Source organism: Gammaproteobacteria bacterium (assembly GCA_034522055.1).
In the GTDB taxonomy this organism is placed as follows: domain Bacteria; phylum Pseudomonadota; class Gammaproteobacteria; order JAABTG01; family JAABTG01; genus JAABTG01.
This window is the reverse complement of record JAXHLS010000006.1, coordinates 934,259-953,868: the sequence shown is the minus strand read 5'-3', so window position 1 is coordinate 953,868 and position 19,610 is coordinate 934,259. Positions and strand designations below refer to the sequence as shown.

General features: G+C 63.6%; 22 protein-coding genes and 1 pseudogene. 9 read left to right on the top strand and 14 right to left on the bottom strand.

From position 1 onward, the window contains the following. Window positions 1-87 precede the first annotated feature (87 nt). The 8 genes from U5S82_23200 (at window position 88) to U5S82_23165 (ending at window position 8,270) form a co-directional block, all read left to right on the top strand. Window positions 88-834: a fumarate reductase cytochrome b subunit gene (locus U5S82_23200; protein ID MDZ7754473.1), complete on the top strand. Its 747-nt coding sequence runs from the start codon at window positions 88-90 to the stop codon at window positions 832-834. Further along, window positions 831-2,813, top strand: coding sequence for a fumarate reductase flavoprotein subunit (locus tag U5S82_23195; GenBank protein ID MDZ7754472.1), 1,983 nt, complete (start codon window positions 831-833; stop codon window positions 2,811-2,813). The genes U5S82_23200 and U5S82_23195 overlap by 4 nt, the downstream gene beginning before the upstream one ends. After that, entirely contained in the window at window positions 2,810-3,553 is a 744-nt protein-coding gene (locus tag U5S82_23190; GenBank protein MDZ7754471.1) for a fumarate reductase iron-sulfur subunit, read from the top strand. Before U5S82_23195 ends, U5S82_23190 begins: the two co-directional genes overlap by 4 nt. A 385-nt stretch (window positions 3,554-3,938) precedes the next feature. Then, window positions 3,939-4,346, top strand: coding sequence for a DUF4124 domain-containing protein (locus tag U5S82_23185; protein ID MDZ7754470.1), 408 nt, complete (start codon window positions 3,939-3,941; stop codon window positions 4,344-4,346). Between the two features lie 319 nt (window positions 4,347-4,665). Further along, window positions 4,666-5,127 (top strand): hypothetical protein, encoded by a 462-nt coding sequence (locus tag U5S82_23180; protein MDZ7754469.1) that lies wholly within the window; start codon window positions 4,666-4,668, stop codon window positions 5,125-5,127. Next, on the top strand, window positions 5,124-5,903 hold the full coding sequence (locus U5S82_23175) for a DUF1828 domain-containing protein (GenBank protein MDZ7754468.1): 780 nt from the start codon (window positions 5,124-5,126) through the stop codon (window positions 5,901-5,903). Before U5S82_23180 ends, U5S82_23175 begins: the two co-directional genes overlap by 4 nt. Window positions 5,904-6,081: 178 nt before the next feature. Continuing rightward, entirely contained in the window at window positions 6,082-7,275 is a 1,194-nt protein-coding gene (locus tag U5S82_23170) for an ATP-binding protein (protein MDZ7754467.1), read from the top strand. Then, entirely contained in the window at window positions 7,272-8,270 is a 999-nt protein-coding gene (locus U5S82_23165) for an AAA family ATPase (protein ID MDZ7754466.1), read from the top strand. Before U5S82_23170 ends, U5S82_23165 begins: the two co-directional genes overlap by 4 nt. Window positions 8,271-8,664: 394 nt before the next feature. Here the strand turns inward: U5S82_23165 and U5S82_23160 are convergent, their stop codons facing one another. The 8 genes from U5S82_23160 to U5S82_23125 form a co-directional block, all read right to left on the bottom strand. Then, on the bottom strand, window positions 8,665-8,862 hold the full coding sequence (locus U5S82_23160) for a hypothetical protein (protein ID MDZ7754465.1): 198 nt from the start codon (window positions 8,860-8,862) through the stop codon (window positions 8,665-8,667). A 540-nt stretch (window positions 8,863-9,402) separates the two neighbouring features. Then, on the bottom strand, window positions 9,403-9,675 hold the full coding sequence (locus U5S82_23155; protein ID MDZ7754464.1) for a hypothetical protein: 273 nt from the start codon (window positions 9,673-9,675) through the stop codon (window positions 9,403-9,405). Then, window positions 9,668-9,877, bottom strand: a complete 210-nt coding sequence (locus U5S82_23150; GenBank protein ID MDZ7754463.1) for a hypothetical protein — start codon at window positions 9,875-9,877, stop codon at window positions 9,668-9,670. Before U5S82_23150 ends, U5S82_23155 begins: the two co-directional genes overlap by 8 nt. A gap of 132 nt (window positions 9,878-10,009) precedes the next feature. Beyond that, the gene (locus U5S82_23145; GenBank protein MDZ7754462.1) at window positions 10,010-11,014 is read right to left on the bottom strand and encodes a hypothetical protein; all 1,005 of its coding nucleotides are present in this window, start codon (window positions 11,012-11,014) and stop codon (window positions 10,010-10,012) included. Beyond that, the gene (locus U5S82_23140) at window positions 11,001-11,450 is read right to left on the bottom strand and encodes a hypothetical protein (protein ID MDZ7754461.1); all 450 of its coding nucleotides are present in this window, start codon (window positions 11,448-11,450) and stop codon (window positions 11,001-11,003) included. The genes U5S82_23145 and U5S82_23140 overlap by 14 nt, the downstream gene beginning before the upstream one ends. Before the next feature lie 3 nt (window positions 11,451-11,453). Then, window positions 11,454-11,660 (bottom strand): hypothetical protein, encoded by a 207-nt coding sequence (locus U5S82_23135; GenBank protein ID MDZ7754460.1) that lies wholly within the window; start codon window positions 11,658-11,660, stop codon window positions 11,454-11,456. 11 nt (window positions 11,661-11,671) lie between these two features. Next, entirely contained in the window at window positions 11,672-11,881 is a 210-nt protein-coding gene (locus U5S82_23130; protein MDZ7754459.1) for a hypothetical protein, read from the bottom strand. 200 nt (window positions 11,882-12,081) lie between these two features. After that, window positions 12,082-14,085, bottom strand: coding sequence for an AAA family ATPase (locus tag U5S82_23125; GenBank protein MDZ7754458.1), 2,004 nt, complete (start codon window positions 14,083-14,085; stop codon window positions 12,082-12,084). A gap of 72 nt (window positions 14,086-14,157) precedes the next feature. On the opposite strand from U5S82_23125, the gene U5S82_23120 reads away from it, so the two are divergent. Further along, the gene (locus tag U5S82_23120) at window positions 14,158-15,141 is read left to right on the top strand and encodes an IS1595 family transposase (protein ID MDZ7754457.1); all 984 of its coding nucleotides are present in this window, start codon (window positions 14,158-14,160) and stop codon (window positions 15,139-15,141) included. A gap of 430 nt (window positions 15,142-15,571) precedes the next feature. On the opposite strand, the gene U5S82_23115 is transcribed toward U5S82_23120, so the two are convergent. The 6 genes and pseudogenes from U5S82_23115 to U5S82_23090 form a co-directional block, all read right to left on the bottom strand. After that, the gene (locus U5S82_23115; protein MDZ7754456.1) at window positions 15,572-15,949 is read right to left on the bottom strand and encodes a hypothetical protein; all 378 of its coding nucleotides are present in this window, start codon (window positions 15,947-15,949) and stop codon (window positions 15,572-15,574) included. Beyond that, entirely contained in the window at window positions 15,942-16,208 is a 267-nt protein-coding gene (locus U5S82_23110) for a tyrosine-type recombinase/integrase (protein MDZ7754455.1), read from the bottom strand. Before U5S82_23110 ends, U5S82_23115 begins: the two co-directional genes overlap by 8 nt. A 334-nt stretch (window positions 16,209-16,542) precedes the next feature. Further along, window positions 16,543-16,719, bottom strand: coding sequence for a hypothetical protein (locus tag U5S82_23105; protein MDZ7754454.1), 177 nt, complete (start codon window positions 16,717-16,719; stop codon window positions 16,543-16,545). Then, window positions 16,716-17,489: an IS21-like element helper ATPase IstB gene (istB, locus tag U5S82_23100; protein MDZ7754453.1), complete on the bottom strand. Its 774-nt coding sequence runs from the start codon at window positions 17,487-17,489 to the stop codon at window positions 16,716-16,718. The genes U5S82_23105 and istB overlap by 4 nt, the downstream gene beginning before the upstream one ends. Continuing rightward, window positions 17,486-19,014 (bottom strand): annotated as a pseudogene (gene istA / locus U5S82_23095) (IS21 family transposase). The gene istB and the pseudogene istA overlap by 4 nt, the downstream one beginning before the upstream one ends. A 159-nt stretch (window positions 19,015-19,173) precedes the next feature. Then, on the bottom strand, window positions 19,174-19,491 hold the full coding sequence (locus tag U5S82_23090; protein MDZ7754452.1) for a hypothetical protein: 318 nt from the start codon (window positions 19,489-19,491) through the stop codon (window positions 19,174-19,176). Window positions 19,492-19,610 lie beyond the last annotated feature (119 nt).

Here is a 19,610-nt window from a genome sequence, read left to right as displayed (position 1 = left end):
CAGGACACATGCAGGCATGAGGGTCCATAAGCGGGACGCCGCCAGCTGCCGCCGCCAGCGCGGACGGGATCCTTTGGCAGTGGCGCCATGACTGAGGCCCGCGTGGCCCCGACCATGGGGATCCCCAAAAGCCCCTGGCCCGCCCGCCTGGATGTGACCCAGAGCATCAGCGGCCTCGTTCTCGCGCTGTTCATGTGGGGCCACATGTTCTTCGTGGCCTCCATCCTCCTCGGCGAGGATGCCATGTGGACGGTCACGCGTTTCTTCGAGGGCTACTATATCTTCGGCGAGCCCCATCACTGGCTGGTGTCTCTGGCGGTGGCCGGCGTCATCGCCCTGTTCGTGGTCCATGCCGCCCTGGCCCTGCGCAAGTTTCCGGCGGACTACCGCCAGTACCGGGTCCTGCGGGACCATATGAAGGCCATGCACCATGGTGACACCACTCTGTGGTGGTGGCAGGTGGTCACGGGCTTCGCCCTCTTCTTTCTCGCCTCGCCCCATCTCTACATCATGCTCACCCAGCCCAGCTCCATCGGTCCCTACGGCTCGGCGGACCGGGTGTGGAGCGACGGCATGTGGGGCCTGTACCTGCTGTTGCTGCTGGCGGTGGAACTCCACGGCGGCATCGGGCTCTATCGTCTGGCCGTGAAATGGGGCTGGCCGGGCGGCGGCGGGAAGGAGGCGAGGCAGCGCCTGAAGGCCCTCAAGTGGGGACTGACCGGCTTCTTCGTGACCCTCGGCCTCGTCACCCTCGCCGCCTACGCGCAGATCGGCATGGCGCACGCGGACCGCTACGGCGAACCCTACGTGCCGGGCCTGGAGGCGGGGCGGTGAAGATCCGCTATACCGATGTGCTGGTGGTGGGGGGCGGGCTGGCGGGTCTGCGCATGGCCATCGCCGTCCGCCGCCGCGGTCACGAGGCGGTGATCCTGTCGCTGGTGCCGCCCAAGCGCTCTCATTCCGCGGCGGCCCAGGGGGGCATGCAGGCCAGCCTGGCCAACGTCATCCAGGGCCAGGGCGATAACGAGGACGTGCATTTCGAGGACACGGTGCGGGGCAGCGACTGGGGCGCCGACCAGGAGGTGGTGCGCATGTTCGTGCATACCGCCCCCAAGGCGGTGCGCGAGCTGGCGGCCTGGGGCGTGCCCTGGAGCCGGGTGCGCAAGGGCGAGCGCGAGGTGGTCATCAACGGCGAGCGGGTCGGCGTCACGGAGCGGGATGCCGCCCACGGCCTGGTGGCCCAGCGCCAGTTCGGCGGCACCAGGAAGTGGCGCACCTGTTATGCTTCCGACGGCACCGGCCATGCCATGCTCTACACGGTGTCCGATCTGGCCATAGCCGCCGCCATCCCGGTGCACGAGCGCATGGAAGCCATCGCCCTCATCCACGACGCCGGGCGCTGTCACGGCGCCGTGGTACGCAACCTGATGACGGGCGAACTAACGGCCTACGTGGCCAAGGCCTCCGCCCTGGCCACCGGTGGGGCGGGGCGCTTGTACCGCGTCACCACCAACGCCGTTATCTGCGAAGGCATGGGGCAGGCCATCGCCCTGGATACCGGGGTGGCGGCCCTGGGCAACATGGAAGCGGTGCAGTTCCATCCCACCGGCATCTTCCCCGCCGGCATCCTGGTGACCGAGGGCTGCCGGGGCGACGGCGGCCTGTTGCTGGACGGCGACGGCCACCGTTTCATGCCCGACTACGAGCCGGAGAAGCGGGAGCTGGCCTCCCGGGACGTGGTGTCCCGGCGCATGGAGCAGCACATCGCGGCAGGCAAGGGCGCGCGCTCACGCTTCGGCGAGCACCTGTGGCTCGACATCACCCTGCTGGGGCGCGAGCACATCGAGCGCAATCTCAGGGAGGTGCAGGAGATCTGCCGCAACTTCCTCGGCATCGATCCGGTGACGGAGCCCATCCCGGTGCGCCCGGCCCAGCACTACACGATGGGCGGAATCCGCACCGATCATACGGGCGAGAGCCCCACCCTGAAGGGCCTGTTCGCCGCGGGGGAAGTGGCCTGCTGGGACATGCATGGCTTCAATCGGCTCGGGGGCAATTCGGTGGCGGAGACGGTGGTGGCGGGCATGATCGTGGGGGAATCCATCGCCGACTTCTGCGACCGCAGCGCCAACGATGCGGTGGTCTCCACGGGGTTGGCGCGAGACTTCCTGGGGCGCGAGCAGGTGCGGCTGGACGGCTTGCTGAAAGGGGGCGGCGGGGAGAATGCCAACGCCCTCAAGGCCGCCATGCAGAAAGTCATGACCGACAAGGTGGGCATATTCCGCCATGGCGAGGCCCTGGCGGCGGCGGTGGAGGAACTCCAGCAGCTGGTGGAACGCAGCCGCCACCTGGGGGTGGGCTACAAGGCCGCGGGGGCCAACCCGGAACTGGTGGTGGCCTACCGGCTACAGCTCATGCTCCGGCTCGCCCTGTGCACCGCCGCCGGCGCCCTCGCCCGTACCGAGAGCCGCGGCGCCCATTATCGAGACGACTACCCGCGCCGCAACGACGAGGCGTGGCTGCAACGCACCCTGGCCTTGTGGCCGGATCCCGCCGATACCCTGCCGACCCTGGATTACGAGGCCCTCGACATCAGCTCTATGGAGCTGCCTCCGGGTTGGCGCGGTTATGGTGCCAGGGACCATATCGCGCATCCCGATGCACAACTGCGCCAGGCCGACATCGATCATGTGAAGGTCGAGCAGGCGGGCGCCGACCGCTTCGCCCTCCAGGAGGCCCTGATGCCCTTCCGTCACCTGTTGCCGGAACGCTACCGCGGCCCCAACGAACGCCTCGCCGAGGGCATGTCTTGAGTACCCGGGATCCCGACCGACCGCGAGGGCTGCGCATCGAGGTGTTGCGCCACAATCCGGCCGATTCCGCGAGCCGGCCGCGGCTCCAGGGCTATGATCTGGCCGAGGCCCCGGGCATGACCCTGTTCATCGCCCTCAACGAGATCCGTGAGACCCAGGATCCCTCCCTGCAGTTCGACTTCGTGTGCCGGGCCGGGATCTGCGGCAGTTGTGGCATGCTCATCAACGGCCGGCCGGGGCTGGCCTGCCGCACTCTCACCCAGGATCTGGACGCCCACATCCGTCTCGCGCCGTTGCCGGTGTTCGAACTCATCGGCGACCTGTCGGTGAACACCGGCAAGTGGATGCGGGCCATGGGGGAGCGCCTGCAGTCCTGGCTCCATGATGGGTCCGCGGCTGATGTGGATCGCGTGGAGGCGGCCATGGATCCGGACCTGGCCGATGAGATCTACGAACTCGACCGTTGCATCGAGTGCGGCTGCTGCGTGGCGGCCTGCGGCACCGCGCGCATGCGCGCGGACTTCGTCGGGGCGGTGGGGCTGAACCGTATCGCCCGCTTCCGCCTGGACCCACGGGATGGGCGTGGCGACGGGGATTTCTACGAACTCATCGGCGACGACCAGGGGGTGTTCGGCTGCATGGCGCTCCTCGGCTGCCAGGACGTCTGCCCCAAGGACCTGCCCCTACAGGCCCAGATCGCCTTCCTGCGCCGCTCCATGGCCCGCCAGGGCTTCGGTTGATAGGCCGGATGTCGGGATACATCCCGATCCACATCCGGGCCCCGGGCATAGATTGCCGGGACAACCCTGGTGCCGGTGACGGCAGCGCCCTACAATGCCAACGGCTTGACCCATCCCATGACAGCGACTTATGACTGACGATTCCAAGGTGCACATACTCTTCGTGTGCATGGGCATCATTTGTAAACTCCAATGAAAACAAATAGATAACCCCATACTGTGTGCGCCGTGTGTGCACCGATTTTGGGTCTGTTTTTCAGTTTTTCAGCACGTCCTAAAGTGCACACAAGGTGCACCTACGTAGTAGCGGGGCCACCCTGGCGCCTACTCCGGCCGTCAGTGGTATGCTCTCTGCCCGGGATAGCGAACCAGACGGAGGGACCCCATGCGCAGCACGGTTATTGCCATCATCGCCCTGACCATCGCCTTGCCCGCGACGGCTGGCAGCATCAAGAAGTGGGTGGACGAGGAGGGGCAAGTCCACTACGGCGACGCCCCGCCGGATCACGCTCGTACCGAGGAGGTCCAGATATTCGACAACGCTATCGAGGGTGATCGCCGAACTAACCTGCGGTCGAAGGAGGAGGAACGTCACCGCCAGATCGAGCAGCGCGAGGCCTACGAGCGCCGCGCCCAAGAGCGCGAACAGGTGCGAGACGACTATCGCGCCCTCCGTGAGGAGCAGGACAAGCGCCGCCAGTGCCAAGAGTTTGCCCGCATTGAGACCATCTACGGCCACGGCAGGCGCGCCAACAACGCAATCCGTCAGCAGCGCGTTATGGGCTGCCCTTGAGTCAGCACGGACGCCAGCATGCCCTCCCGCGGCACCATCGCCGCTATCCCGTGGGTCGTCGCCCTGGCGGCCCAGGGAGCGCCGTAGCTCCATAGCTGCTCGGCGTTGCCGGTGTCCGTTGACCCCCTTCCGGGAGCGGGCTCAAGGTCCGGCGGAACGCTCCAGCGGTCGTAGAGACTGTCGGTGTTTCGTCCTCAGAAGCGGTTCGTCCTTCACTACAGGGGGAATCTGTCGGTCTTATCGAACCGATATCACCGCGGAGCTAGCTGAAGAGGTGTGGGTACGCGCCAAGGTGCCCAAAACGATAGCAGGAGAGATAATGGCACTGACGAATGCAGAATTCGCCTCAATCCTGGAGGATAATTCCAAGGAGATAAACGGCGGTATCGAGTGGACGGAGGACGAGGATCACTCCCCCGCGGTTGAGTTCCGGGTGGAGATACATTCGGACGTCGGATGGCCGCTATTTGTGCGGGGCAGCTACAATCGTTATGCGGGCACGCTCTCTTATATGCTGATTCTAAAGACAGATGGACGCATTTACGGGCTGGATATGGGGAAGGACCATCATAATCCCGAGTGCACGCAGGTAGGGGAAAAACACAAGCACAGCTGGACGGAGCAATTCCGGGATAAGGAAGCATATGTGCCCGAGGACATCACGACGCTCGCGACCGAGCCGGTAGCTGTCTGGGAGCAGTTCTGCGCAGAGGCTAAAATTAAACATGTCGGCGGCCGGCTTGCCCAACCGCCAGCGGTTCAAGAGGAACTGCTCTTATGAGCGTGCACATGATATGCCAGGAATTTAAGGCCAATCTCAGTGAGCTATTCACTTGTTCGGAGCAGGGGGGCTATCAGCGCATTCGTACGCCTTACCTATTCCCAGATGGCGACAACATCGACCTCTTCTGCAAGATCGAGGATGACCTCATAACGGTCACTGATCTGGGAGAAACCACACGATGGCTGCGCATGCAATCTGTCAGCCTGCGCCGTTCGCCTAAGCAGCTTAAGCTTATCGAAGACGCCTGTTTGACCCATGGCGTGGAATTCTACCGTGGCATGCTACTCGCCCGCTGCCGCCCCGGGGACTCCTTGGCGGCGGTGGTCATCCGTGTTGCCCAAGCGTCGCTGCGGGTTTCGGACATCTGGTTTACCTTCAGAACCCGGGCAGTGGAGTCCATTGTCGATGAGGTCGCAGATTACCTATCAGAGCACCAGTTCCACTTCCAGCCGCGGGAAAAGCTGGCCGGTAACTCCGGTAGAGGCTGGACGGTTGACTTCCACGTGCGAGTGCCGGCCCGCAGCTCCCTGGTCTACGTGCTGAGCACCGCAAATCGCTCAAGGGCCCGGGCTGTGGTCGAGCACGTCACAGCAGCATGGTTCGATTTGAATCACCTGGCGGCTGGCCCGGAGGCCTTACACTTCGTCTCACTCTTTGACGACACTGCCGACATCTGGTCTGACGAAGACTTCAGCCTAGTGGAGAGCCTGTCCACTGTGTCGCGCTGGTCTAGGCCGGACGAGTTCGCCGATGTGTTACGGGAGGCGGCCTAGTCGCTTACGCCTCGCCTACTCTGGCCGCTTCAGCTTGTGCCGCTTCGCCAGCGGCCGGCAGTCCGGGCCTTCTGTGCATTCAGGATCCATGCGTCAACCTTCTAACCAAAGCCAAGGGCAGTGTGCTGATTAGCCCGCAGCACATGCTTGCAGCGTCAACGAGAACTGAACGCACGCCATGACAAAAGAACAGCTTGAAGCTCTGCTGGACGAGATCGAGTCTGACCGCGCGGAGCGAACGCAATCCTCAAACAATGGCGACAAGTTTCGCCAAGCGGTATGCGCCTTTGCCAATGATCTTCCTGATCATCAACAACCTGGGGTGTTATTCGTTGGCGTTGGCGACAATGGACAACCGACAGGGCTAGAGATCACTGACCAATTGCTACTGAACCTTGCTGCGATGCGGGGCGACGGAAACATCGTTCCGTTTCCGTCTCTGGACGTCCAGAAACTAAATCTCAAAGGTTATGACATGGCGGTTGTAATCGTGCACCCCTCGTCGTCTCCTCCAGTACGATTCAAGGGATCGGTGTGGATTCGTTCGGGCCCCCGTAAGGGAATTGCAAACGCGGATGATGAACGCCGACTCAACGAAAAGAGGAGGTATCGTGATCTCCCAGCAGATATTCGGCCCTTTCAAGATGCTGGACTGGATCAACTTGACGATTTTCTTTTCAGGCGTACCTATCTTCCGAACTCCGTTTCGACTGAGGTCATTGAGCAGAACCAGCGGTCCCTAGAAGATCAACTCGCCGCGGCAAAATTTGCTCATCCCGGTCCGCCCCTCTGTTCGACGATGCTCGGATTGCTGACTGTGGGCAAGTCTCCGGCGGACTGGATTGCATGCGCCTACATACAGTTCGTTCGCATCGACGGAGAACATCTCGGCGACCCCGTGAGGAATCAACGTGAGGTCCGTGGGCCGCTCCCCGATCTTCTCGAGGAAGTCGAGGACCTGATTAAAAACAACATCCAGTCATCTGCTGACTTCACAAGTGGCGTCACGGAAGTACGAACACCTGATTATCCTGTAGTGGCGCTTCAGCAGCTTGTCCGCAATGCGGTACTCCACAGGACCTACGAAAACACCAATGCGCCAGTCCGCGTTTACTGGTTCAATGATCGCGTTGAGATTCAGAACCCAGGCGGCCCCTTCGGGCAAGTCACTAAAGAGGACTTTGGTCAGCCCGGTGCAAATGACTACCGCAACCCGAACTTGGCCGGCGTGATGAAAGAACTGGGTTATGTGCAACGCTTCGGCTATGGCATTGCGTTGGCTCGGAGAGAGATGGAGAAGAATGGCAGTCCGTTGCCCGAGTTCCAAGTCGAAGATAACCACATCGCCGTCATTTTAAGGAGGCGTCCATGAGCATCCCTGTCATCGCGTTTTTCAACAACAAGGGCGGCGTTGGAAAGACATCCATGGTCTATCACTTGTCGTGGATGTTGGCCGACAATGGCCTACGCGTGATCGCAGCCGACCTCGATCCCCAAAGTAATCTTACGGCAGCTTTTCTTGATGAGGACCGGCTCGAAGCCGTCATGTTGAATCACGGAGATCCGCAAACGATCTTTGGTGCTGTCAAGCCACTCAAAGATGGCACGGGAGATATCCTTGATCCCCACGTTGAAATTATTTCTGATCGATTGGGGCTAATTCTTGGAGACATGGCGCTATCTACCTTTGAAGATGATTTGTCCGAGGTGTGGCCGAAGTGTCTTGGGGGAGACGCTCGTGCATTCCGTATAATGTCAGCGTTTTGGCGCGTGACACAGAAAGCTGGGGAAAAACACGGCGCTGATGCCATCATGATTGATTTGGGCCCAAACCTTGGTGCGATCAACCGTGCTTCGCTGATTGCATCGGACTTTGTGGCTATCCCATTGGGGCCGGATCTGTTTTCACTTCAAGGTCTGCAAAATCTAGGTCCCGCCGTACGTAGGTGGCGTGAAGGGTGGACTAAGCGACTGGGTGAAAATCCGCCAGCAGACCTTAGCCTACCAGGGGGCAATATCGAGCCCATTGGCTACATGGTGCTGCGACACTCCACTCGGCTTGACCGACCCGTTAAGGCTTTCGAGCGCTGGATTGCTCGCATCCCATCCACCTACATGAGGGCTGTACTTAACCAGGAACCTGACCAACAGATCAAAATCGATACCGACCCCAACTGTATCGCCAAGCTCAAGGACTATCGCAGCCTTATGCCTCTCGCTCAGGAGGCTCGCAAACCAATGTTCTTCCTGAAGCCCGCTGATGGCGCCCTCGGCGCACATACTTACGCAGTGAGCGATGCGTACAAGGATTTCAAGCGTGTTGCCGTCAAGATCGCCAAGAATGTAGGCCTAAAGGACCTATCATGATCGATTTTCTCTGACTGATTTAACGCGCGTTTTCGCTGAAGCAGGTGTCGCTTGACTCCGAGCATGGGAAGAATGTCCGGCACCGGCAAATCTTGATGCTGCAGCTCAGCCGCCCGCGCGCCTATTGCCAGCGGCCAGCGGCCAGCGTCGGGGGCCAGGGCCGCCGCGGCTTGTCGAAGATGGAGGCGCTTCCTGTAGGCGCTGCGCCGCTAGCCCGGCACCAGAGCAGCGACCCGCTTCGAAATGTGCCAGCATGCGGGCAGCCGGCCACCGCAGGAAAGCATTGCCACTGCCCTCGGCGGCTACCAGGGCCTGAAAGAGGGCTGCAAGCTTGGCTTCAGACTCCAGGCCCACGGCCTCCAGATGGCCAGTCGGCCAGTTCCGTCACTCGCAGTTATGCGTCAGGATCTACCAGATTGCCGTCGCGGCGGCGGGTGGCGGCGGACTTCGGCAGGGCGGGGTCAGACTTCAGGACGATCCCGGAGGCGTCAGCCAGTTCATGGAGTTGCACCAATTCGGATTCCTTCGCGGCGATGGCCGTATCCAGCTCGGCCAGCTTCGCGGCGCGCTTACCCGCGGGCAGGTCGGGCACGTCAATAATTATTGACTCGTGGTCACCCGGGAAGGGGCAAAAAAAAGCCCGGCACGGGGCCGGGCTCAATAGGGGCAGGGGGGCGCTACTCGCGCTGTACATCGATCGCGGTCACTTGCATGACTGTGGGCTCCGGTCGGGGCTCATCGACAGCGATAACTTGCACGGGCTTTATTCCGGCCATGCTCATCCACCGAGCATATTCGTTGTAAGAGACACGGCCGTCGGCAAGCTCGATCAACACGTCAATGTGATCCGCCTCTAACCGTCCCCGCTGCAGTAACTCCCGAGAGACTACTCGAACAGCTTCGATGTTTTCCGGTGTCGACATGAAGGCGACAGATTTTTGCTGTGCTGTCAGCCATGGGGCCTCCTTCAGTTATTCATCATGACAATCTGCCGCCCCACCCACCCCTCGGGGACGGCCCCATACCGGTGAGGGGAACCGGGGCAGCTCTGCGCCCTGTTGGATAGCCAGAGGAGGGGCGCCGCCGCCTGCGGGTGTTTAAGGCCACCGCCCGCTGGGCCTTGCCATGGCACTCACTCGATGCCGGAACTTCGCACCCGCCGCTGGCGGGTATAGGCGCGGTAGACTGTGGACACGTTGACGCCCAAACGCTTGGCAACTTCGGCCGGCTTAACGCCCTCCCCCAAGGCATCCACGATGCGCTCCTGCGACACTCGAGCCGGGACCCAGGTACGAGTGCCGCCAAACTCATGCCGCACCCGATCACAGATGCGATCGGCCGCCTGCTCTGGATCTTGGGAGCGGCGCAGCTCATCGCACACAATCACGCGTAGGCGTTCAAGCACGGCCCGCCGCTACCGCCCGGGCCACCGCGGCCCGCACGTTCGAATGATCGGCGAGCGCTTGCACGGCTGCGGCGTGACGATCCAGACCGCGCTCGATATAGGGGCGGCTGATCTCCTGGATGAAGAAGCCCACGCCCGTGCCCGGCTCGTAGTGCTCTCCGCTGACGAAGTTGCGGCGCCTGGTGCAGCAGGTGCGCGGCATGGGCCTCCGGGGCCTCCTGGCCGGCGGCCTGCTCAGCCTCGCGGCGGCTCATGCCCTGCGCAATGCCGTGGCGCACCAAGGACACGAAATAGGCATTCTGGATAGAAGTCGCTTCGCTCATGCTGTGGCCTCCTACTGGGTAATACCGTCAAGGGTGACGCCGGCCTTTGCCGTTTCGGCATCCACCAATTTGACGCCCTTCGATAGCAGATCGGGATCCGGGCGATTCGGATCGACGCTCGCGACCGGCTTGTGATCGCCGTGCCGGGTGATGCTCTGCACGCGACCCAGCTGGTGCAAGGCAACATCGAGACCCAGCAGGGGCGCATAGGCCTCCCGGGCCGCGGCCTCCGCCTTCAGATATTTGGCGTGGTACTGATCCGCCAGGGCCAGCAGGGCGCGCTCAACAACACCTGGCAGTAGCTCCCTGGACTGCGCCGCGGCCTCGGCGGCCTGAGCATGCCGGGTCCGCAAGCCGCTGAGCGTGAGTTCAAGATCGGCAACTGCCGCCGTGGTCTCTCCCGCATCCTTTTCGGCCGTCGCCAACTTCTTGCGGGCGGCGGCCAACCCCTCGGCCTTGGCGCCCATGATCTCCGCGGCTGCCAGCTCCGCCACGTCACTGCGCAGTTCCTCGAGGTCGGGCGCCTGCTCCGCCAAGGCGGCCGCGCGCTCCTCCACCGCCTCGATGTGCTCCAAGACTGCGGCGGCTTCGGCTTCGGTCTTCGCGACTTTCTCTTGCAGCGCTTTGACGTCGGCCAAAGTCGGCACCGTCGACTCCGCCGTCTCGGCCTCACCTTGCCAATGCTCGAAAGTCCGGGCGGCATCGGTCAGCTTCGCCACGGCACGATCACGCGCTGCCTCGGCTTCCTGTGCGGCCGTCTCCAGGCGGTCGGCCTGTTCGGCGAGCATGCGGTGGTTGGCGTTATCTTCTGGCGTGGCCCCCAGCCGGTCGGCTGCAGCAGTAGCCGCAGCACGGGCGTCCCGGGCATCCTTCACCGCCTGGTGGTGGACCGACTGCGCCCGGTCGCGGATCTTGCGGGCAGTCAGCAGTTCGGAGTTGGCGGCCGTCAACCGCTGGGCCGTAAGCTCGGCAGGGGTGCCGGCAAGGACCCGGCGTAATGCGCTAAATGTTCCCATCGGTTTGATCTCCTTTCGGGTGTTCGATGTCGATGGAGATAGTTTCGCCGGTCTCGTGTGGCATTGGGGCGGTCGCTCGTGCCACACGGTAGAGTTGCCAGAACCCAGGCAGTGGGGCGAGTGCGGCCGCCCGCCGGAGGGCGCGGTGGATGGGCGCCGGATGCCGTACTCGGGGCAGCGCACGGGATAGCCGCTCAAGCTCCAGGGCACGGGCGCGACTGGTCATATCCGCGGGCAAGAGGGCCAGGGCATCCGCAATGAATGCATCACGCAGGGCGAGCCGCTGCATCTCCCTGCGGGGCCGGGCCACCACGGGAGCACCGCTCACCAGTGAGCCCACCACGCGCTCGCGCAAGAATCCGGCCCACGCCTCGGGCCGGTCCTCCAGACCCTCAAGGGCCTCGCGCAGCAGGGCGGTCTCGGCGATGCGATCCATGGCTCAGGTTTGTGCCCTTTCCCGGTGCTCGGCTTCTTCGCGCTCATTGGCCACGGCTACCAGGCCCGCCCTGGCCCATGTGCTTGATATGCCGTGGGGGTCCAGCAGGGCCACGAGTGCATATAGGGCGCTATCCCGTGCCGGCAGTGATGCGGCGGTGGCAGCGGCGTCGATGGCCTGCCGACTGAGACGGGGGGCGGGTGCTGTCACTGTCGAGTCCGTTACCAGCGCGTGGCTTGGTACACCCGGCGGTTAATGAGCCACCGGATCGCCATCGCGCTGTCGAATGTACGCCCGCGTTTCTTTTCCGGTGGTGGCGGGATGTATGGCATACCCGCCTGGACGAACTGGTCCACCATGCGTTGAGTCACGCCCAAGACGCTTGCTAACTCGCGTGCAGTCATTTCAGTGCCTTCAAACTCGGTGTTCATGTCGTGCCCTCCAGGCGGGATTAACAGAAGAAGAAATGGAAACAATCAACATGCAGATCGGAAAAATAATCGACAACCAGGGTTCCAATTACCCATGTTTCACGCGCCCCTGGAAGTACCTAAAGCGCATAAGCGTGAGACCTCTGGCGTGAGTGTTCACTAACATGCACTGCCGAAGCGTATACCCATAGCTGTGAATCTCACTCCCGCAGGAATCCCACCAGCATCACCCCGTCCGAGTTCGTGGTGGACACCACCCGATAGACCCCCTCCACCAGGGGCACTACCACGCCATGCTCGGGCAGGCTGACAGTGGTGCCGTGCAATCGCACCTCGCTGAGTTCGACGTGGCGCCAAAAACGGGCCCGCGTCGCCCGATTATCGGCCCGTAAAGAGGAGGGCATGGCGGGCTCGTCCAGCAGTTTTTTGAAGCCGGTATCCGGCCCCTGACGCGTCGCCGGCACGTAGTCGCCACGCTCGATAACTGCCCGGATCGCCTCTTCGATTCCGTCGAGTTCGCGCCGGTCCCGGGCGGCCTTGTCCGCGGCCCCGGCGGGCGTCACGGCCTGGCCGAGGAAGAGGTGGGCGTCGTCGTCCCACCTGAATCTCACCTGCGCGCCCGTGGTGCCGAGGTTTGACTTCTGGTGATCGAGTAGAAGGTCGCCGGAGGCTTCGTGCTCGCCGTCCACGGCTTGTGTCTCGGGGTAGAGGTACCAGCGGGCCCGGACTGCGTTGTTCCAGCCGGTGGAGCCGCTGTAGCCCTCGGACGTGCCCCCGCCCGCGGCCGTGGTCCGGTTGACGTGCCCCAGCAGCAAGACGGCGCCATCGTCGCGCACAGTAGAGAGCAGGGCGTTCACGTAGCTCTTGACGCTGGCGCGATCGTTCTCGTTGCCGGAGTACGTGTCCGATATGCCATCCACGATCAGCACGTCCGCCTCGCGCATGTTGTCGCGTAACGATCCGAGGGCGGGCGTAGGGCCACCTCGCTCGCGCCAGAGGGTCACGTCGTGGCCTACCAAATCCAGGGCCAGGAGGCGCCCGTGTAGGGCGTCCAAGGTTACGCCGAGGTGGTAGGCGATGCGGGCCAGGCGCCAATGAAGAACCGCCTCCCGGTCCTCGCATGACAAATACAGCACCCGGGCCGGCTCAGTGGGCAGGCCCCACCAGTCGCGCCCGAGTGCCAGGCAGCAGGCCAGGTGCAACGCGATTCCCGACTTTCCCACGCCACCATGCCCGGCCAGCAGGGTCGCGTAACCCTTCGGCATCCAGTCGGCGACGAAGAACTCCGGCGGCGTCGGCTCCACGAGGGCCAGCTCGCGCATGTCGAGCGGCGCGGGCCAGGTGGTGACGGGCACCCCCATGGCGCTCATCAGCAGCCCCGAGAAATCCACCGATGATTCTCCCACCACATCCCTCTCGAGCGTGTACCGTCCGACGCTGGCGGCGATCTGCCTCACCTCGGCATCCGGTAGCGGCGGCCTGCATCGCTCGGTGTTGATGGTGAGCAACAGGGCCTCCAACACCGCCGGGCTCATGCCATCGGCTCGGTAGCGGCCCGCCAGGCGCGTCAGAGCGTCATTGCGGCGGCCATCGGGTATGGGGTCGCTGGGGGCCAGGGCGGGCGCCGTCGGCCGGGCCTCGTCCTCTCGTACCAACTCCAGCAGCCACTCGGGCGCTACCGGCGGGACTGGCGGGTTGCTTCCCTCATACTCATAGCCAGGGGATGGCGGCACGAGGACATAACCCTTGTCACCGCGCACGTCGAGCCCGGGGCGCAGTCCTGAGCATGTCCGCACGGTGTGCCCTGGGTGCTGGAAGTAGAGGTGGCGGCCACCGCTCGGGGTCAGCACCTCAAAGGGCTCGGGCAATGGGCCGTGCTCCGCTTGGAGTGCGAACAAAGCCTCGTCGCCGTCCAGGCCGCGCTTCTTGTCCACGTCCAATACCCACACCCCGGAGGCCGCACCCGTCCGCATGCCCACGGCGGCACCCTGCCACCGCGCACCCCAGGCCCGCAGGGTATCGGGGTCGGTGCTGGCAGCCAGCAGGCCGCGGAGAATCCTGGGGCTCTTATCGGCAGGATTCGCCGGGAACACGGGTTTACCCGCCTCGGCCAGTTCCAGGGCCGCGGCCAGGGCGGGCGGATCGGCGTAGGCCCGGGCGTCGAAGGGGTGGCCCAGGGCGGCCTCGATATTCCCGGCCATCATGACGCCGCCGCTCGGGATACTGGATATCCATATGGGGTATCCCTTTAGCTCCACAGATGGCAGAATTGGCTCATGGACGCGCCAAAGCTACCACCGATCGCGGGTACGGACTATCCAACAACCTGGGTTCAATTCCTTGACTGGTTCCATTCTGAGCAAGCTTGTCGCGATTACTTGGAAAAGCTGCGGTGGCCCGATGGCCTGATCTGCCCGAGGTGCGGCGCATCAAGCGAAGCCAAGCGAATCAGTCGTGGCAGAGTGATTTGTCCGGCATGCCGGCACCAGACCAGCGTAACGGCGGGCACTATTTTCGACAAGACACGCACTGAGCTTCGGGTCTGGTTCGCTGCTATTTGGTATATCACCAATCAGAAGCACGGCGTAAGCGCGTTGGGATTGCAGCGTGTGCTTGGGCTGGGGAGCTACGAAACAGCCTGGACGATGCTGCACAGACTGCGACGCGCCATGGTGCGCCCCGGCAGGGAATTGCTTGACGGAGAAGTGGAAGTCGATGAGACCTACCTTGCCCTGACCGACCGGAAAACGCCAGTTTCTGCGCTCGGCCGCAAGAGCCGCACCACAAAGGCACTTGTTGCCATCGCCGTCGAGATGCTTCAACCCAAAGGGTTCGGAAGAATTCGGATTCAGCAAATCGCGCAAGGCGACTACGAGCACCTGCTACCCTTTATCCAGGAGTCTGTTCGTTCGGGCGCGACCATTCACAGTGATGGATCTGCCGCCTATCGGAAACTGGACGATGCCGGATATAAACACCGCCGCACAGTCCATATAGGGTCCGAAACGGCCGCTCATGAATCGATGCCGGGCGTTCACCGGGTCGCCGCATTGCTGCAACGCTGGATGATGGGCACCCACCATGGAGCTGTCCAACCGAGCCAGCTGGACTACTATCTGGACGAATTCGTATTTCGATTCAATCGCCGAACTTCGCGATCTCGGGGGCTGCTCTTCTATCGCCTGCTCCAGCAGGCGGTGATTACGAAGCCGGTGCCCTACGGGAAAATCGTAGAAACGTCCCAGAAAGCCGAGAATTGAATCCTGTGGAGCTAAAGGGATACCCCATATATCCATACAGCACCGCGCTAGACTTGATCTGGTCGCTGTCCTGGCGGCTGTCCTCCCGCGCCCCGCTCGGTCCTCGTCCGGCGGGGCGCTTCCATTTTGGCGGTGTCATCTGCCCACCCCCACCAGGCGCTCCAACTCGCCACGAGGGATCAAGCGGCGGCGGCCCACCTTTGACGTGCGGAGGGCTCCATCCTATATCAGTTTCCACATGGTGGACTTCGGAATGCCGGTAGCGGCGGAGGCCTGATCGACGCTGTATGAGATCGGCGTCAAGCCGGCGGGGGTGGTGTCGTTCATGGTGTCGCCCTCGGTGAGAATCCGTTGCCAGTTAGAATCAGCTGGACGAGAACGAGATTACTCAGCCGCATGGACGGCCTTCAAAGACGCATATCGGCGGGTTTCAGTCCTTGTGCTTCAGGTATCGCTTGTGGTACTTGGCCGCCGTTCCGGCATCGACGTGATGGTGGTCGGCGGCGGCCTGTATGGCGTCATTGAGATCCATGTCGCCCTCCAAATGCTCCACGGTCATGGCCACGTCTATCCACTTCGAGCGGAAGTCGTGTTGACGTCTCCCACGCCGTCCGGCCAGCAGCAGGGCCCGCCCCGCATCCTCGCCACTGGCGGCAGACTCCAGAGCAGACGCCAGCCAGTCCCGGACGGGTTCCGGCATGGGACGTCCATCGCGTAGGCGCTCGGCGGCTATGGTGGCCAAGTCTCGGGCGGCGCTTTTATCGCCATCCTTGGCCCGCATCACCAGTAGGAAGATGAGATCAGCCATTGCCCACCACCTCCATCACCAGGCGTTCCATGGTGCGGTAGGCCTCGATCCGTTGCTCGCGGTATGCGGCCCGGTTGTAGACGGCCATCACCCCGTTCATCCGGTGGTTAAGGCATTTCTCCACCACGTAGGGCTCCACGCCTGCATCGTTCAGGCGGGTGCTGAATGTTCTTCTGGCGTCGTGCGGCGTGAAGGCGGGATCAATGCCGTGCTTGGCGCACCAGCGGCGTAACCAGGCTTGTGTTGCCGTGGGGGACATACGGAAAGGGTGCGCGGCCTGCGCGGCAGCGGTGTCCGTCAGATATACCCAATGGGCATCGCCGTTCTTCGAGAGATCGCCGGGAATGGTCCATTCACGTCCCTTGGCTTCCCATGGCGCCGCCTTCTGTGCCTCCCCGATACGGGCACCCGTTAGCAGCAGGAATCGCAGCAGGCGCGCGTTGTCGCCCTCCTGGTGTTAGCGGCTGAGTAAATCCGCGCATAAATGGCGAAGGTCGCAGTCGCAGGTTCAGGCGGCGTGACTCGGCCTCAGCGCGGATAGGTCGCCTCGACTCAAGCCAGGTCACGCCGCCGGGGTGGGCTTAAGAGTCGGCTCAGAAGATCAAGTCATCGTCGTCGACTTCAAAGGTCGTTATGCGGTCTTGTTGCATGAGTTCGACCAGCTGCCGATCGTATCGGCTCCAGATGGCATCGCGGAGTTCGTCGATAAAGTCATAGATCGCCAATGCCTGCTCTGGTGTCCAGTCGTCCGGTATCGGGGGATGGGTCATGGTTGGGCTCCTTTGTTGGATTTGGCTGCGGATTGGCGCCGCTGCGCCTGTTGCTGCTGTCGCTCCTTGGCCTCCTTGAGCCGGTAGGATTCACCTTCGATAGTGAGGATCTCGGAGCGGTGTACCAGCCGGTCCACGAGGGAGACCACGCAGGAGGCGTTGGGAAAGACTTCACCCCATTCGGCGAAGGGTCGGTTGGTGGTGACCAGGGTGGATTTCTCCTCGTAGCGGCGGGAGACGATCTCGAACAGCAGATCGGCATGGCGATTGGAGTAGGCGAGATACCCCACCTCGTCGACCGCTAGCAGTTGAGGGCGGGCGTAGCGGGCGAGGCGCCGCTTGAGGGCGCTGTCGCCATCCTGGGCGGCCAAGTCATTGAGCATCTGGCCGGCGCTGGTAAAGAGGACGCTGTGGCCGGCCAGCACCGCTTGATGGGCGATGTTGCGGGCCAGGGTGGATTTGCCGACCCCGTTGGGTCCCACCAGGATGATATTGACCGCCTCGGTAAGGAAGTCGAGGCGCATCAGCTCACTGACCAGTTCCCGGTCGCAACGGCTGGGCCAGCCCCAGTCGAAGTCGGCCAGGGGTTTGAAGCGGCCCAGCCGCGCCCCTTTCATGCGCCGCTCGAGGCTGCGGTCGGCACGTTCTTCCTCTTCCCACTGGATCAGGGACTCGACCCAGCCAGCGTCGGCGTGCTCCTCCCAATGGCTCAGCAGGCCATGGAGCTTGAGGGCCGTGGCCCGTTCTTTCAGGGATGGGTTAGGGATCATTGGGGCTCCTCCTGGGCGTCGTCTTCGGCTTCGGGCGGGGTGGACTGCAAGGCGTCGTAGCCGCCCAGATCATGGGTGCGTACCACCAGCCCCCTGGCGCGCGCGTGGTCGATGCGCACTCCCACCCGGGGCGGCTGGTTTCTCGCCTCGCGCCTCCGCTGCAGGGCGATGCGCACGCCGTTGGGGTGAGCGACCCCGTGGGCCAGGCTCTCCTGGATGGCCGCTTCCAGCTCGGGGGCGCCGTAGGCATCGAGGAGGCGCAGCAGGGCGGCGGTGATGGCGCCGAGGTTGTCGCCACGCTCAGCGGCCTGTATGAGTAACTGCCGGCTGGCCGGTGCGGCCTGGGCCAGGTGGTCCTGGCCGCGATGATGCCGGGCCTGGCGTTTGATCTGGACCAGTGCCTCGATGTGTTCCGGCTGTTCGATCTGCCGGCCCTTGTCGTAGCTGCGCGGGTGGCGGGCGATGACGTCTCCGCCGTCGAGGATCCGCACCTCGGTGGGTGAGGCCGAGACGGTGAGGGTGCGGCGCACATGGGTGTGGGGCACGCTGTAGTCGTTGCCCTCGAAGCGCGCGTAAGGGGTCTTGCCGATGTGGACCTCGACCCGCTCGTCGGTGGGATAGGGGTTATCGGGCAGCGCCAGCAGGGGCTCCTGCTCGAAGGCCTGGCGCACCGAGAGGGCACGGTCCTCCGGGCAGGGCCGGTCCATGGCCCAGCCGTTGCACCAGGCCTCGGCCTGGGCGTTGAGATCATCGATGTCGGTCCATTGGCGGGCCGGCCAGAAATTATCGCGTATCGTGCGGATGGCGCGCTCCACCCGCCCTTCTCGTTGCCCCGGGCCACCGCCACCGGACGGGGCTCAAAGCGGTAGTGGGCGGCGAACTCGAGCAAGGTGGGATGGAAGCGGATGGCCTCACCCTGGCGCTCCAGCACGGCGCTTTTCAGGTTGTCGTAGAGCAGGACCTTGGGCAGGCCGTTCGAGGCGGTGAAGGCCGCCTCATGGCCCCGCAGGAAGTTGGCCATCTTGGCATCGAGGAAGAAGCGCAAAAAAATGCGCCGGGAGTAGCTGAGCACCATGACAAAGGCCATCAGGGCATGGGTTGCGCGGCCGATGGTGAGCTTGCCGAAATGGCCCCAGTCGATCTGTCCCTGGTCGCCGGGCAGGGTCTTCAGGCGCAGAAAGGCCTCGGGCCGGGGGCGTGGCCGGTAACAGGCGAGCTGATGGCGGAAGTGGTCGGGGCCGCCGGGGTAGCCCCGTTCACGCACCATGCCGTAGAGGCGGCTGGCGGTGAGCGTGGGGAACTGGGCCAGGGTGTCGGTGATGAACGGCAGATAAGGATCGATCATCGACGGCTGCGCAGCCCGCTCGACCTTCGGCATGCCGGCCTGGGAGAGCACCCGATTGACGACGTTGTGGTGTACGCCCAACTGGCTGGCAATGGTGCCCACCCGCCACTTCTCGACGTAGTGATAGCGCAGGATCTGCGCCTCTTGTTCTTTGCTGATGGCCAATGCGTTTCTCCTCATCTCGTGGCCGGCCGGCTCAAGGGGGCTGAGCCCGGGCGCCTGGTGGCCCCTGTCGGGTGACTGTTCCAAGCGCAGCAGCGGCGGTGGCGCGATGAAGCGGGCCGGTACGCAGGAAAGGTCCGCACTCACGGCCGCAGAAGTGGCAGCGAATGGGCGCCATCATCGGCGCGCCATCCGCACCGCGGCGGCCAGCCGGCCTCGCCGGAACGGGGGGTAGTGGATCATGAGGGGCGGGGCCGGGGAACCCTGATGCGTCACTTTCTGCCTTCTCGCCCGGTAGCGGCGTTGCCGCTCGGCATGCTTGTGCCGGCCCTGGCGGCTCTGCTGGTAGCGCCAGCCGGCGGCCCGCAGAGACGCGCTTCGTGCCGCCTGCGCACACCCCTCAGGGCAATAGATGTTGCCGCGGTCACAGCCGCTGCAGATCATCACCTGACGATGACAACGGGCGCAGTTGTACAGGCGTGCAGAGTTCTCCATCGGCGATCCAGGCCGATGAGGACTTGATTGTCAGGGGAAAACGAGAAATAGTGTTTGGGCTCGTGCTCTGCACGGCCCGGGGTGCGATACCGGGATCGACCGCCAAGTCAATTAGACCC

Coding starts and splice junctions, on each gene's coding strand:
- U5S82_23200 (MDZ7754473.1), top strand. CDS start 88: ATGACTGAGGCCCGCGTGGCCCCGACCATGGGGATCCCCAAAAGCCCC.
- U5S82_23185 (MDZ7754470.1), top strand. CDS start 3,939: ATGCGCAGCACGGTTATTGCCATCATCGCCCTGACCATCGCCTTGCCC.
- U5S82_23180 (MDZ7754469.1), top strand. CDS start 4,666: ATGGCACTGACGAATGCAGAATTCGCCTCAATCCTGGAGGATAATTCC.
- U5S82_23175 (MDZ7754468.1), top strand. CDS start 5,124: ATGAGCGTGCACATGATATGCCAGGAATTTAAGGCCAATCTCAGTGAG.
- U5S82_23170 (MDZ7754467.1), top strand. CDS start 6,082: ATGACAAAAGAACAGCTTGAAGCTCTGCTGGACGAGATCGAGTCTGAC.
- U5S82_23165 (MDZ7754466.1), top strand. CDS start 7,272: ATGAGCATCCCTGTCATCGCGTTTTTCAACAACAAGGGCGGCGTTGGA.
- U5S82_23150 (MDZ7754463.1), bottom strand. CDS start 9,877: ATGCCGCGCACCTGCTGCACCAGGCGCCGCAACTTCGTCAGCGGAGAG.
- U5S82_23145 (MDZ7754462.1), bottom strand. CDS start 11,014: ATGGGAACATTTAGCGCATTACGCCGGGTCCTTGCCGGCACCCCTGCC.
- U5S82_23140 (MDZ7754461.1), bottom strand. CDS start 11,450: ATGGATCGCATCGCCGAGACCGCCCTGCTGCGCGAGGCCCTTGAGGGT.
- U5S82_23130 (MDZ7754459.1), bottom strand. CDS start 11,881: ATGAACACCGAGTTTGAAGGCACTGAAATGACTGCACGCGAGTTAGCA.
- U5S82_23125 (MDZ7754458.1), bottom strand. CDS start 14,085: ATGATGGCCGGGAATATCGAGGCCGCCCTGGGCCACCCCTTCGACGCC.
- U5S82_23120 (MDZ7754457.1), top strand. CDS start 14,158: ATGGACGCGCCAAAGCTACCACCGATCGCGGGTACGGACTATCCAACA.
- U5S82_23115 (MDZ7754456.1), bottom strand. CDS start 15,949: ATGGCTGATCTCATCTTCCTACTGGTGATGCGGGCCAAGGATGGCGAT.
- U5S82_23110 (MDZ7754455.1), bottom strand. CDS start 16,208: ATGTCCCCCACGGCAACACAAGCCTGGTTACGCCGCTGGTGCGCCAAG.
- U5S82_23105 (MDZ7754454.1), bottom strand. CDS start 16,719: ATGACCCATCCCCCGATACCGGACGACTGGACACCAGAGCAGGCATTG.
- istB (MDZ7754453.1), bottom strand. CDS start 17,489: ATGATCCCTAACCCATCCCTGAAAGAACGGGCCACGGCCCTCAAGCTC.
- U5S82_23090 (MDZ7754452.1), bottom strand. CDS start 19,491: ATGGAGAACTCTGCACGCCTGTACAACTGCGCCCGTTGTCATCGTCAG.